Source organism: Mycobacterium sp. SM1 (genome assembly GCF_018361265.1).
Taxonomy (GTDB): domain Bacteria; phylum Actinomycetota; class Actinomycetes; order Mycobacteriales; family Mycobacteriaceae; genus Mycobacterium.
Genome location: NZ_JAFLNH010000002.1, coordinates 428414 through 442263, shown reverse-complemented (window position 1 = coordinate 442263; position 13850 = coordinate 428414). Strand labels below are relative to the sequence as shown.

The window sequence follows — 13850 nt, the reverse complement described above, 5'->3', positions numbered from 1 at the left end:
CCTCCTATACTCCGGGCATGCGTACTCCGGGCATGCGACGGCCGCGGTGCCGGGCGCTCGGCGGATATCCAACCGGCTGGCCGGCCGGCGTACTAGCGGTATGCGCGGCGACCGCTTTTGCTCTTTCGGCGCCCTTCGTCACGCCAAGCGCCAAGGTGAAATTCGCTGCGACCGCCCTGCCGACCCCCGCGCACGTCGTCATCGTCGTGGAGGAGAACCGCTCTCAGGGCGCTATCATCGGCAACGCGTCGGCACCCTACATCAACGCGCTGGCCGCCAACGGCGCCATGATGACCCAGTCGTTCGCCGAAACCCACCCCAGCGAGCCAAACTATTTCGCCCTGTTCGCCGGCAGCACGTTCGGGCTCAACGAGAACAGCTGCCCCGTCAACCTTGGCGCAACCCCTAACCTGGCCTCCGAATTGCTGGCCGCCGGATACACATTCGCGGGCTACGCGGAAAGCCTGCCTGCTGTCGGCTCGACCGTGTGCAGCTCCGGTAAATACGTGCGCAAGCACGTGCCGTGGGTCAGCTTCACCAACGTGCCGAAAACCTGCTCGGTGCCGTTCTCCGAGTTCCCGGCCCCGGCGAACTACGCCGGCCTGCCCACGGTATCGTTCGTCATCCCCAACGCCGACAACGACATGCATGACGGCTCGGTCGCCCAGGGCGACGCCTGGCTGCGCAACAACCTGTCCGCGTACGCCGAATGGGCGAAAGCCAACAACAGCTTGCTCATCCTGACGTGGGACGAGGATGACAACACCGCACGCAACCAAATCCCTACGGTCTTCTACGGTGCGAATGTCAAGTCCGGAACCTATGCCGAGCCGATCAGCCACTACAACGTGTTAGCGACCCTGGAACAGATGTACGGGCTCCCTAAAACCGGCTATGCGGCAAACGCTCCTGCGATCACTGATATTTGGAGCACCTAGCCGCCTCGGCGCCCGGGCACCGAGGCGGCCGCCCGCGGACTCGGCGCCGCGCGGGGGCCGTCCATCGCTATCCTGTGCCGCATGGCTGCTGAGCTAGTGCCCATCCGCTTGAGCCTGACCGCCGGCGAGCGCTACACGTTGTGGGCGCCCCGCTGGCGTGATTCCGGGGACGAGTGGGAGGCGTTTTTGGGTAAGGACGACGACCTCTACGCCTTCAAGACCGTCGCCGACCTGGTCGCTTTCGTGCGCACCGACACCGACAACGATCTGGTGGACCATCCGGCGTGGCCGGATCTAACCAAGGCGAACGCGCACAAGCTGAAGCCGGCCGAGGACAAGCAGTTCGACTTGGCCGCGGTCGAGGAGCTGGTTGCGCAAAAGCCCACCGAGGAATCGGTTACCGCACTGGCCGGCACGCTGGCAATCGTCTCGGCCATCGGGTCGGTCTGCGAGCTGACGGCGGTGTCGAAGTTCTTCAACGGCAACCCCAGCCTGGGCTTGCTGGCCGGGGGCATCGAGCACTTCACCGGCAGGGCCGGCCGCAAGCGGTGGAACGGGATCGCCGAGATCATCGGACGAAGCTGGGACGGTGTGTTGGCCGCGATCGATGGCATCGTCCGCACCCCCGATGTGGACCCGCAGCTTGCGGCGCGGGCCGCCGACGAACTCGCGGAGCCTCTTGCCGACGAGGAGCCGGACAGCGGCGACGGCGAATTACTCGCCGCCGGGGAGGCGGCCCCGGTCGACGCCGCCGACGACGCCGGTGAGACCGAGGACGCCGAGGACGCGCCCCCGGGCGGTGACAGCGTCGTCTTAGGCAGCGACGCGGACTTCTGGCTCAAGGTGGGCATCGACCCCATCCGGATCATGACGGGCACGGGCACCTTCTACACGCTGCGCTGCTATTTCGACGACCGCCCGATCTTTTTGGGCCGCAACGGGCGGATCAGCGTGTTCACCTCCGAGCGGGCTCTGGCGCGCTACCTTGCCGATGAGCATGACCATGATTTGTCCGACCTGAGCACCTACGACGACATCCGCACCGCGGCCACCGACGGTTCGCTGGCAATCGAGGTCACCGACGAAAACGTCTACGTGCTGACCGGGCTGGCCGACGATCTCGCCGCCGGGCCGGACGCGGTGGACCGGGAACAGCTCGACCTGGCGGTTGAGCTGCTGCGCGACGTCGGCGACTACGCCGAGGACAACACCGTCGACAAGGCGCTGCAAACCGACCGGCCGCTGGGCAAGCTGGTGGCCTATGTGCTCGAACCCGACTCGGTGGGCAAACCCGCAGGCCCGTACGCCCAAGCGGTCCGCGAATGGGAGGAGCTCGAGCGGTTCGTGGAGTCGCGGCTAAGGCGCGAATAGCGCCGCCGGCCGCGACGACATCGGCCCCAGGGTCGCGGCTGCGCCGCGAATAGCGGCTTGCCCTCGGCTAGCCCCGAAGGTGGCCGCTATTTCGCGGCATCCCTCAGCAGCAGCGACCGAACTAGCGGACGTGGCCCGTAGGCCCGGAGCAGCTGGCTGGCCGGGCGCGGGCGCACGCGTTGCGGCCACCAGAACCAGCGCCCCAGCAGCGTGGCGATGGAAGGCGTCATGAACGCGCGCACGATCAGGGTGTCGAACAGCAGCCCGAGGCCGATGGTTGTCCCGATCTGACCGAGAATCCGCAAGTCGCTGAACACAAACGAGGCCATGGTGGCGGCGAACACCAGGCCGGCAGACGTCACCACCGAGCCGGAGCCGGCCATCGCGCGGATAATGCCCGTCTTCAATCCGGCGCCGATTTCCTCTTTGAACCGGGAGATCAGCAGCAGGTTGTAGTCGGATCCCACCGCCAAGAGCAGGATGACGGCCAACGCCAGCACGATCCAATACAATTGGATACCAAGCATATCCTGCCAGAGCAGCACCGCGAGCCCAAACGAGGCGCCGAGCGAAAGCGCTACGGTACCCACAATGACGATGGCGGCGACCAGACTCCGCGTGATGAGCATCATGATGAGCAAAACCAGGCTCAGCGCGGATATTCCGGCAATCATGAGATCGTATTTAGCCGCGTCTCGGATGTCCTTGTAAGCTGCCGCGGTGCCTCCCAGATAGAACTTGGCATCCGCGGCGGGGGTGCCCTTCACGGCCTCGTGCGCCGCCTTCATGATCGGATCGATATGCGAGATGCCCTCGGGTGTCGCGGGATCACCCTCATGGGTGATGATCATGCGAGCGGCCTTGCCGTCCGGCGAGAGGAACAGTTTCAGGCCCCGCTTGAAATCAGAGTTGTCGAAAACCTCCGGAGGCAAGTAGAAGGAATCGTCGTTCTTGGCGGCATCGAAGGCTTGTCCCATCGCGGCCGCGTTTTCGATCAGCGCCGACGTCTGGTCATAGATCCCGGACATGGTGGCGTAGTTCGACAGCGTCAGCTCCCGAAGGGTCTGCTGGCTGTCGATCTGTTGCGGTATCAGCGCCAGCAGTTGCGGCTGGAGCGCATCCAGTTTGTCGAAGCTGGCCGCGAGCTTTCCCAGTTGCTCGCTGAGCTTGTCAAGACCGTCGAGTGCGTCGAAGATGGACCGGAAGGCGAAGCAGGCTGGGATATCGAAGCAGTGTTTTTCCCAGTAGAAATAACTGCGCATCGGCCGGAAGAAGTCGTCGAAATTCGCGATCTTGTCTCGCAAGTCATTCAGCGTGACAAGTGATTCGTGAAAGCTTTCGGTCTGGTCGTGGGTAGCGGCGGCGAGCTCTTGCTGCAGGACGTACTGACGCTTGAAAGTGTCGATGGTCTTCGCAATCTCCGCGGCCTGCGTCAACATGTCGCGGGCACGGTCTTTCTGGTATTTCAGGTTCTCGATCTGCCCGACGCTTTGCATGCTGATCTGAAACGGTATCGAGCTGTGGTCGATCGGCGTTCCCAACGGCCGGGTCATCGATTGCACCTGGGCGATGCCGGGGACGTGGAAGACGCTTTTGGCCACCCTGTCCAGGATGAGCATGTCCGCCGGATTACGCATATCGTGATCGGTCTGGATCATCAGCAGTTCGGGATTCAGCCGGGCCGCAGAAAAATGCCGCTCCGCTGCCGTGTAGCCAATATTGGCTGGGGCAGTGGCCGGCATGTAGGGACGGGGATCGTAACTGGTCTGGTATCCCGGCAGCGCAAGCAGGCCTACGAGAGCGACCGCGCACGTCACCGCAAGAATGGGCCCGGGCCAGCGCACGATCGCCGTGCCTATCCGCCGCCATTGCCGGGTTCTCATCATGCGCTTGGGTTCCACGAGCCCGAAATGGCTGGCCACCGTCACCACGGCCGGGCCCAGGGTGAGCGCGGCCGCCAGCGAGACAAGCACGCCTATTCCGGCGGGTACGCCCAGGCTTTGAAAATACGGCATGCGGGCAAAGCTCAGACATGACACCGCGCCGGCAACGGTCAGTCCCGAGCCCAGCACCACGCGGGCGGTGCCGCCAAACATGGTATAAAAAGCGGTTTCCCGGTCCTCACCTGCGCCACGAGCCTCAAGATAGCGACCGAGGAAAAATATCGCGTAGTCCGTGCCCGCGGCGATGACCAGTAAGGTGAGCAGATTCGTCGAGTACACCGAAAGCCCGATGATCCCGGAATTTCCAAGAAAGGCAACGAATCCCCGGGCGGCGGCCAATTCAATGAGGACCGTGAGCAGCACGAGGATCATGGTGACGACGGAGCGGTAGACGAAAAGCAACATCACCGCGATCACCAGGAAGGTTATCCCGGTGACCTTCGCGGTGCTTTTGCTGCCCACCGTGAACTGATCCGCGAACTGCGGCGCCGGGCCGGCGACATAGGCTTTGATGCCCGTCGGCGGCTGTGCGTGGTCGACGATGTCGCGGACAGCGGCGACGGACTCGTTCGCCAACGCGCTGCCTTGATCGCCGGCGAGATACACCTGGACATACGCGGCCCTGCCGTCCGTGCTCTGCGAGGCCGACGACGTCAGCGGATCCCCCCACAAGTCCTGAATGTGCTGCACATGCTTGGTGTCCCGGGACAGCCGGTGGATCAGGACGTCGTAAAACCGATGGGCCGCATCGCCGAGAGGCTGATCGCCTTCCAGCACGATCATGGCCAGGCTGTCGGTATCGAATTCGTGAAACACCCTGCCCAGGTGTTTCAGCGCCAGCAGCGACGGCGCATCCGGCGGGCTCGCCGCCACGTTATGTGCCCTGCCGACCTCCTCCAATTGCGGCACCGTGGCATTCGTTATCGCAACGGTGGCGAGCCAGAACAGCAGGATCGGCACCGAGAGCCGGCGAATGGTGCGCGCCAGGAACGGCCGGTGACCGGGATAGCTACTCATCCGGACTTGTCCAAGCAATAGGTGTAGGCGTTCATTTCGTTGACGGTCCTTTCGTCTTTGACCTCACCGTTGATGGTGATGCGACAGCCAATGAAATTGCCGTTGCCTTGCGCCACCACATTGGCCACGACCGCAGGCAGGGTGGTCGTGATTTCATACCTCCACGGCAGGGCCGCGTCGTCGACTCGCTGCGGCTGGGCATTGACGTCCAGGTAGTTGATGGTTGCGACGGCGCCGGGGGCGCCGAAGACCTCGAGGATCACATGCTTGGGGTTGAAAGGGATGATTTCGTTGGAGATGCCGGCGTCAGCCGATGTTTTGTGGTGCGAGCCGAATATGCCGTGCAGTCGATAGACGCCAAACCCCGCGACCGCCACCACGGCCACGGCCACCAGGAGCATCCACCCTCGCCTAACCAAGCTGGTTATCGTAATACCGTTCACCCGTTAGCCTTTCGATAACCGGTGACACGATCGCTCGGGGGGTCGTCTTTCCTGGGCTAGTTCCGGGGCAGCGACGGCTATAACAGTACGGTACGGGACCGGACGCCACAAGAGAGTACCCGGTGCCCGATGGCCGGTGCCCGTCTTAAGCGATGGGCCGGGTCAGGCCGGGGAGGATCACGTCGTCGACGAGGGTTTGCACGGTGTGACGGGTGGGGGGCCGGCCGGAGATGATGGACCGAAAGATCAGGTAGCCCGGTAGCAGGTCCCAGAGTTCGTCGCTGATCGCGGCGGCGTCGATCTCACCGCGCTCGACGGCCTGCTGCAGGATGTGGCAAATCAACGCTTTCCGCTGATCGACGAAGTGGTGCTGCATGACGTCGTTGAGCGCGGGGTTGCGCGATATCTCGACGAGTACCGCGCGGATGGTGCTGGCATGCTGGCGCGCCTGCTGGCAGACCATGTTCCCCACGTGCAGCAGATCGCCGCGCAGCGTGCCGGTGTCGGGCGGCACCGCGACCTGGCGGATGCCTTCGATGAACGCGGCCAGCACCAGTTCGGCTTTCGAGGGCCAGCGCCGGTAGACGGTGGCCTTGCTGGCCCGGGCGGTGGCCGCCACCGCATCCACCGTCAACCGGTCGTAGCCGTGTTCCTGCAGCAGTCGCAACGTCACCGCGAGCAACTCGGTCTCCCGCGGAGACCATGGCGAGGGCTCGGCGGTGCGATCAGCGGTCGGGGCCACGGCGTTCACGATAGGACGATGTCACAGTACGGGTGAGTACAGTACCGTTTCGGCGAAAGCCCCGCGGGCCCCGGCCATCGCCACACGCTCGCCTTGGGGAGCCAGCGTTTGACGCCGGATCAAGATTGCTCTTTACTGGCGTCGCTAGCAGAGAGGGCGTCCCCCCGCGGGTGGCGGCGCTCAGAGGCGTCAGAGGTGGAGGTGAGCCGGTGGCGCAAGACGGCCCACCGCCGGTTCAACACGATGTATGACACTGCCAGGGATAGGCCCGCTGCCGCTGTCGGGGTTCCAGCGTCCGGGCATGTTGCTCTTCGGGCTGGTTCCGCTGGCGCTGCTCGCCGTCTATCTGGCGACCCAGGCTCGACGCCGGCAACGGCTGCGGCGGTTCACCGAGGAAAGTGTTCCGCAGCCGGCCTGGCGGCACGTACCCCTCGTCGTTGCGCTGGTCGGCTTGGCGCTGCTGACCGTGGCGCTGGCCACGCCCAGCCATAGCATCCGCATACCGCGCAGCCGAGCCATCATCATGCTGGTGATCGACGTCTCGCAGTCGATGCGCGCCACCGATGTCCCGCCTGATCGCCTGCAGGCCGCCGAGCAGGCCGCCGCCCGGTTCGCCGGCCAGCTGACACCGGGGATTGACCTCGGACTTGTCGCCTTTGCGGGAACGCCGTATCTCCTGGTGCCGCCCACGGTGCGCCACCAGGAGACCCTGGCGGCGCTGAAGAACCTTCAATTCGCTAACAGCACGGCAACCGGCGACGCGATCTTTACCGCACTGCAGGCGATCGCCACCACCGCCACCGTCACCGGGGGTGGGCCGTTGCCGGCCCGCGTCGTGCTGCTTTCCGACGGCGCCGAAAACGTGCCGGAAGACCCCAACAACCCGCACGGCGCCTACACCGCGGCTCGTCTAGCCAAGAATCAGGGAGTGCCCATCTCGACGATCACGTTCGGTACCCACGCGGGCTCCGTCGACTTGGACGGCCAGCTCATCCCGGTGCCCGCCGACCCCGAGCAGATGAAGACCATCGCCCGGCTATCCGGCGGCCAGGCCTACGCCGCCGGCAACATTGGCGAACTCAATCAAAGCTACGACGCGATCCAGCAGGCGATCGGGTATCGCACGGTCCGGGGCCCCGCAAGCGCCGGTTGGCTGCGCCTGGGCGCCATCGCCGCCGTGCTGGCCGCCGTGCTGGCGTTGGTGATCAACCGGCGAGCTCCCACGTGACTCACGAAGGAAGCCTGCGGTTCAGCAGCAGGCCCGCCAACACGGCGCCGGCCATGGCGATCGCGCCGAGCGCGATCCACCCGAAGCTGGCGTCCCCGTGCACGGTCTCGAAGCCGACCTGCTGCTGCAAGGTCGTGTAGACGTTTTTCAGCGCCGCTAGGCTGTCGGCGTGCAACGTCTTGCCACCGCTGATCTCGGAGATTTTCTGCAACGTTTGGTCATCGACGGGCACCTTAAGGGTGGCACCGTCGTAAATGACAGTGCCGTTGGGTGTGCCGAAGGAGATCGTCGAAATCTGCACGCCTTCGGCTTTCGCCGCCCGGGCCGCGGTAAACGCGCCCTGCGGGGCATCGGGGTTCATCGGCACGTTTTCGGCGCCATCGGAAAGCAGCAAGATCCGCGCGGGCGGCGGACCGGGGCCCCCGGGCATCACCGCGCCGACTGTGGCGATCGCCTGCAGCGCGGTGTAAATCCCTTCTCCGGTCGCAGTTCTCGGTGATGGCTTGAGGCTCTTGATCGCTGCCTTCACGGCGCTGCGGTCCGTCGTCGGGGCAACCAACAGCGTCGCGGTGGCCGCGAACTCCACCAGACCAAGGTTGATACCCGGCGTGAGTTCGTCGGTGAACTGCGTAGCGGCCTGCTGCGCGGCGCCCAGTCGACTCGGCGCGACATCGGTGGCCGCCATCGATTCGGAGACATCCATGACCAGCATCACCACCGCGCGGTGGACCGGCACCCGGATATCGTGAGTCGGCCCGGCCATCGCGGTGGTCAGCAACACCAATGACAGGACGAGCAGCAGCGTCGGGACGTGGCGCCACCGGCCGGGGCGATGCGGCGCGACCTGCTCCAGCACGTCCATGTTGGCAAAGCGCAAAGTCCGGCGACGGCGGGTGAGCTGGACCGCCACATACAGGCCGACCAGCAGCAACACGATCAGCAGGAACAGGAAAAACCAGGGATCCTCGAACCCCGAGAGCGTCAACGGGCCCAGCAATGGCAACGTCATCGCCGTCAAGTACAGACCGCGCAGCGCAGGACAGTCAATCCGGTCGATAAAGAGTTCACGCCCACGTCACTCCGGCGGCTTGCGCTAACCGATCAACACCGCGTACCGCGGTTTGATCACCTCGTCGATGATCGCCAGCCGCTCGTCGAAAGGAATGAAAGCCGACTTCATCGCATTGATGGTGAAGCGTTCGAGGTCGCTCCAGCCATAGCCGAACACCTCGGCTAGCCGGTGCATCTCACGGCTCATCGACGTGTCGCTCATCAACCGGTTGTCGGTGTTGATGGTCACCCGGAACCGGGCCCGGGCCAGCAAGTCGAACGGATGCTCGGCGATGCTGTCGACCACCCCGGAGTGCACATTGGAGCTGGGGCACAACTCCAATGGGATTCGCTTGTCTCGCAGGATCGACGCCAGGCGACCCAGCCGCACCGTGCCGTTGTCATCGACGTGGATATCGTCGACGATCCGCACACCGTGACCGAGCCGATCGGCGCCGCAGAACGCAATCGCCTCGTGGATGGACGGCAGCCCGAACGCCTCGCCAGCGTGAATAGTGAAGCGGGCGTTGTTGTCCCGCATGTATTCGAATGCATCCAGATGCCGGGTGGGCGGGTAGCCGGCCTCTGCGCCGGCGATGTCGAACCCGACCACCCCCTTGTCGCGGAACCGGATCGCCAGCTCGGCGATCTCCCGTGACAGCGCGGCGTGGCGCATCGCGGTGACCAGGCAGCGCACCGTGATCGTGCGGCCCTCGGCCGCCGCCGCCTTCTCGCCGTCGGCAAAACCCGCCAGCACGGCGTCCACAACCTCGTCGAACGATAGCCCACGCTCGATATGCAGTTCGGGGGCGAACCGCACCTCGGCGTACACCACGTTGTCCGCGGCGAGGTCTTCCACGCACTCATAGGCGACCCGGTGCAGCGCCTCGGGGGTCTGCATCACCGCCACGGTGTGGGAAAACGGCTCCAGGTAGCGCTCCAGTGAGCCGCTGTAGGACCGGGTGTGAAACCAGCGGCCCAGCTCCTCGACATCGGTCGCGGGCAGCTCGTCGTAACCGATCCGGCCGGCGATGTCCAGGACGGTGGCCGGGCGCAACCCGCCGTCGAGGTGATCATGCAGCAGCGCTTTCGGCGCTTTCTCGATCATCTCCAGCGTCAGCGGTGTCGTCATGCGGTGATCCGGTCGATGATCAGTGGCCGCCGCGGAGGCGGTGTGGCACCAACGCTCCAGGCGCCGTCCAGCGCGGCCATCGCCGCGCCGAAACGCTCGGGGGTATCGGTGTACAGCGTAAAGAGCGGCTCACCGGCCATGACCGGTTCTCCCGGACGCCGATGGATCCGGATGCCGGCACCGGGCTGCACCCGCTCACCGGGACGGGCCCTCCCCGCGCCGAGCCGCCACACCGTCATCCCCACCGCCATCGCGTCGATGTTGCCCATTGTGCCGCTCCGATCGGCGGTCACGGTCTCAGAACACGCACCGATGGGTAACGGTACCGACAAGTCACCGCCCTGCGCGGCGACGAGCGCCCGGAAGACGTCCATCGCGGTGCCATCGCGCAGCGTCTGCGCCGGATCACGGCCCTCGATGCCGGTGATCTCGAGCATCTCGCCGGCCAGCCGCAGCGTCAGCTCCACGACGTCGGGTGGGCCACCGCCGGCCAGCACCTCCAGCGCCTCGGCGACCTCAAGCGCATTGCCGGCGCTGGCGCCCAGCGGGCAGGTCATGTCGGTCAGCAGCGCGCGGGTGGGCACCCGGTGCGCCGCGCCCAGCCGCACCATGGTGTGCGCCAGCTCGCGGCTTCGTGCTTCCGAGTTCAGCAACGATCCGCGGCCCACCTTCACATCGAGCACCAGCGCACCCGCTCCCTCGGCCAGCTTCTTGCTCATCACCGAACTGGCGATCAGCGGCAGGGATTCCACGGTTGCGGTGATGTCACGCAGGGCATACAGCTTGGCGTCGGCTGGCGCGAGCCGCCCGGCCGCGAAGATGGCCGCACCGAGATCGCGAAGTTGTTGGCGGACTTGCTGATTGGACAGGCTCGCGGTGAAGCCCGCGATGGACTCCAGCTTGTCCAGGGTGCCACCGGTGTGCCCGAGCCCACGGCCGGCCGCCTGGGGCACCGCACCGCCGCAAGCGGCGATCACGGGCACCAGCACCAGCGTGATCTTGTCTCCGACCCCGCCGGTGGAGTGCTTGTCCACCGTCGCCAGCGGCTTGCCGTCGCGGCGCAGATCGGTGAAGTCCAGCCGATCGCCGGAGGCCACCATCGCCGCCGTCCAGCGCGCGATCTCCCCGTAGTCCATGCCGCGCAGGAAAATCGCCATCAGCAGCGAGGCCATCTGCTCCTCGGCGACGCGCCCGCGGGTATAGGCGTCGATCACCCAGTCGATCTGGGCGTCCGAGAGCCGGCCGCCGTCCCGCTTGGTCCTGATCACCGTCGGAGCGTCGAAACTCACGAGAATCGCCCGGTTGGCTCGTCGGCTCCGAACGCGTCCGGCAGCAGGTCACCGAGCCGGCGGGGCCCGCCCGGATGATCGACCAGCAGCTGCGGCCCGCCGTGTTCGAGGAGCACCTGGCGGCACCGTCCGCACGGCATCAGCAGCGAACCCTGCCCATCGACGCACACCAGCGCCACCAGCCTGCCCCCACCGGTCGAATGCAGGGCGCACACCACCGCGCATTCGGCGCAAAGACTTAGGCCGTAGGAGACATTTTCCACATTGCAGCCGGTGACCACCCGCTGATCGTCGACCAACGCCGCCGCCCCCACCCGTAACCGCGAGTACGGTGCATACGCCGTCGCTGCTGCTTGGGTTGCCTTGTCGCGCAGCATATTCCAGTCAATTGTGTCGGTCATATGAGTAGCGTGGCCATCCTCTGAACGCATCCGGCGGCGCAGTGCGGCCGTCGGTCGATTCCCTGGCCACCTTAACTTTGCCGCCGGCGCAGGCGCCGGCTGCCGCGACCGGGTGCAAAACCGGTGCCGCACGCGCGGCCGCGGTACCCGCGGGAGCCCTGCCCGCGCGGTGAAGCGCCCGCTGATGCTGCGCGCCGGGCGGGCGCCCGCCCCAGTAGTGGCGAGGACACCAGCAGGTAACATCCGCCACGTCTGCCACGAGAGTCACAGCGCGGGTGTGATGCTATGTGCCCGGCTCTGAGCGATTTTCGCTTTCGGGATTTGCTCTTTCGCGGCGCAGTGCCAGCACCCGCTGGTGAATGCGATGCTCCGTGCCGCGTGGCATCCGCCCCGGACCATAGCGGCCGCGCCCCAGGCGGCGCACCCGGCCCCGTCGCATTTCCCACCGCATCGCATCCGACACCGATTTCGGCGCCGGCTGAGCAACGTCGAAGCCCTGCGAGGCGAGCGCCTCGACCAGGTTGGTGATGGTCGCGGGGCCATAGTCGAACAGGTGCGTCGTGAGTGTGTAGCGCAGCTCGATTCCACGCAACCGCAGGCGCCGCACGTCGTTCATCATCAGAGCATCGCATGCCGCTACGACATCACCGTGAAATCGCTCGAAGGCGGGCAAATACCCACTTGACCGCGGAGTGGATGTCGTGACAGACCCTGACAGACCCTGACAGATCGTGACAGATGACGCGCCGTGTTGGACGCTGAACCTCCGGCCCACGTTGCCGCGGTGTCGTGACACATTCCGCGCAGCGCACCCTCGCCGGTGAACGCGGGATGCCGCTGCGACGGGCCCGCGGCGCCAACTGCGGTCCTGGCCACGCTTCCTGGCCAATGCCCTCGGCGCCGGCGCGTGCGGGCAAGATGACTGAGATGGAGTTCCCCGATTTGTCGGCCAAGGCCGATCGCTACCTGTGGGGCCATTTCGCCCGCCACGGCGCGGGCATCACCCCGCCGATCATCACTCGCGGCGAGGGTGTGCGAATCTTCGACGACCGCGGCAAGAGCTATCTCGACGCGACGTCCGGGCTGTTTGTGGTGCAGGTCGGGTACGGGCGTGACGAGCTCGCCGAGGCCGCCGCCCGGCAGGCCCGCACGTTGGCGTACTTCCCGCTGTGGTCATATGCCACGCCGCCCGCGGTCGAGCTCGCCGAGCGCCTCGCCCGGTACGCGCCGGGTGATCTTAACCGGGTGTTCTTCACCACCGGCGGCGGCGAGGCCGTCGAAACCGCGTGGAAGCTCGCCAAGCAATATTTCAAGCTGGTCGGCAAACCCGGTAAGTACAAAGCGATCTCGCGGGCGATCGCCTACCACGGCACCCCGCAAGGGGCGCTGGCGCTCACCGGCGTGCCGAGGTTCAGGGCCCCGTTCGAGCCGCTGACACCGGGTGGGGTGAAAGTGCCCAACACCAACGCCTACCGCGCACCCGAACCGCTGCGCAGCGACGTCAAAGCCTTCGGACGGTGGGCCGCCGATCGCATCGCCGAGGCGATCGAATTCGAGGGGCCGGACACCGTCGCAGCGGTCTTCCTCGAGCCGGTGCAGAATGCCGGCGGCTGCATCCCGCCGCCCCCAGGGTATTTCGAGCGGGTGCGCGAGATCTGCGACCACTACGACGTGCTGCTGGTCTCCGACGAGGTGATCTGCGCGTTCGGGCGGATCGGGTCGATGTTCGCCTGCTGTGACATCGGGGACGCCGGCTATGTGCCCGACATGATCACCTGTGCGAAAGGCCTGACGTCCGGATACTCGCCGATCGGGGCGATGATCGCCAGCGACCGGCTGTTCGAGCCGTTCGCCGACGGTGAGACGATGTTCCCGCACGGCTACACCTTCGGAGGGCATCCGGTGTCGGCGGCCGTCGCGCTGGCCAACCTCGACATCTTCGAGCGTGAAGGCCTCAACGACCACGTCAAACGCAACGCGCCGCTGCTGCGCGCGGCGCTGGAGAAGCTGTGTGATTTGCCCATCGTCGGCGACGTGCGCGGCCAGGGGTACTTCTATGCCGTCGAACTGGTCAAAGACAAGGACACCAGACAAACGTTCACCGCCGGGGAACGCCGACGGCTGCTCTCCGGGGTGTCCTCGGCGCTTTTCGAGGCCGGGCTGTATTGCCGCCTTGATGACCGCGGTGATCCGGTGATTCAGGTGGCACCGCCGCTGATCAGCGGTCCGGCCGAGTTCGACACCATCGAAGCCATCCTGCGCGCCGTCCTGTCTGGCCGCTGATCTGGCCGCGGAG

Annotated in this window: 12 protein-coding genes; 4 read left to right on the top strand and 8 right to left on the bottom strand. The window is 66.0% G+C overall.

The annotated features are described in order from the left end of the window. The first annotated feature begins 32 nt into the window (after positions 1–32). Both MSM1_RS11745 and MSM1_RS11740 read left to right on the top strand, forming a co-directional pair. Positions 33–938 carry an alkaline phosphatase family protein gene (locus tag MSM1_RS11745; RefSeq protein ID WP_213442928.1) on the top strand — a complete coding sequence of 302 codons (906 nt, stop codon included), beginning with the start codon at positions 33–35 and terminating at the stop codon, positions 936–938. A gap of 81 nt (positions 939–1019) precedes the next feature. Beyond that, positions 1020–2309, top strand: a complete 1290-nt coding sequence (locus tag MSM1_RS11740; RefSeq protein WP_213442348.1) for a primosomal protein — start codon at positions 1020–1022, stop codon at positions 2307–2309. A gap of 86 nt (positions 2310–2395) precedes the next feature. Here the strand turns inward: MSM1_RS11740 and MSM1_RS11735 are convergent, their stop codons facing one another. From MSM1_RS11735 to MSM1_RS11725, 3 genes are all read right to left on the bottom strand, one after another. Further along, positions 2396–5269: an RND family transporter gene (locus MSM1_RS11735; protein WP_213442346.1), complete on the bottom strand. Its 2874-nt coding sequence runs from the start codon at positions 5267–5269 to the stop codon at positions 2396–2398. Then, positions 5266–5670 carry an MmpS family transport accessory protein gene (locus tag MSM1_RS11730; protein WP_236055959.1) on the bottom strand — a complete coding sequence of 135 codons (405 nt, stop codon included), beginning with the start codon at positions 5668–5670 and terminating at the stop codon, positions 5266–5268. The genes MSM1_RS11735 and MSM1_RS11730 overlap by 4 nt, the downstream gene beginning before the upstream one ends. 187 nt (positions 5671–5857) lie before the next feature. Then, positions 5858–6466: a TetR/AcrR family transcriptional regulator gene (locus MSM1_RS11725; protein WP_213442926.1), complete on the bottom strand. Its 609-nt coding sequence runs from the start codon at positions 6464–6466 to the stop codon at positions 5858–5860. 235 nt (positions 6467–6701) lie between these two features. Between MSM1_RS11725 and MSM1_RS11720 the strand changes: the two genes are divergently transcribed. Beyond that, on the top strand, positions 6702–7682 hold the full coding sequence (locus tag MSM1_RS11720) for a VWA domain-containing protein (RefSeq protein WP_213442342.1): 981 nt from the start codon (positions 6702–6704) through the stop codon (positions 7680–7682). Position 7683: 1 nt separating this feature from the next. Here the strand turns inward: MSM1_RS11720 and MSM1_RS11715 are convergent, their stop codons facing one another. From MSM1_RS11715 to MSM1_RS11695, 5 genes are all read right to left on the bottom strand, one after another. Next, complete coding sequence (locus MSM1_RS11715) at positions 7684–8691, bottom strand: VWA domain-containing protein (RefSeq protein WP_213442341.1); 1008 nt, start codon at positions 8689–8691, stop codon at positions 7684–7686. A gap of 84 nt (positions 8692–8775) precedes the next feature. Next, complete coding sequence (locus MSM1_RS11710; RefSeq protein WP_213442339.1) at positions 8776–9864, bottom strand: adenosine deaminase; 1089 nt, start codon at positions 9862–9864, stop codon at positions 8776–8778. Beyond that, positions 9861–11159 (bottom strand): thymidine phosphorylase, encoded by a 1299-nt coding sequence (locus MSM1_RS11705; RefSeq protein WP_213442923.1) that lies wholly within the window; start codon positions 11157–11159, stop codon positions 9861–9863. Before MSM1_RS11705 ends, MSM1_RS11710 begins: the two co-directional genes overlap by 4 nt. Next, complete coding sequence (locus MSM1_RS11700; RefSeq protein ID WP_213442337.1) at positions 11150–11554, bottom strand: cytidine deaminase; 405 nt, start codon at positions 11552–11554, stop codon at positions 11150–11152. The genes MSM1_RS11705 and MSM1_RS11700 overlap by 10 nt, the downstream gene beginning before the upstream one ends. A 283-nt stretch (positions 11555–11837) precedes the next feature. Further along, complete coding sequence (locus MSM1_RS11695; RefSeq protein ID WP_374101707.1) at positions 11838–12173, bottom strand: hypothetical protein; 336 nt, start codon at positions 12171–12173, stop codon at positions 11838–11840. Between the two features lie 299 nt (positions 12174–12472). On the opposite strand from MSM1_RS11695, the gene MSM1_RS11690 reads away from it, so the two are divergent. Beyond that, positions 12473–13837, top strand: coding sequence for an aspartate aminotransferase family protein (locus MSM1_RS11690; protein ID WP_213442919.1), 1365 nt, complete (start codon positions 12473–12475; stop codon positions 13835–13837). The last annotated feature ends 13 nt before the right edge of the window (positions 13838–13850 follow it).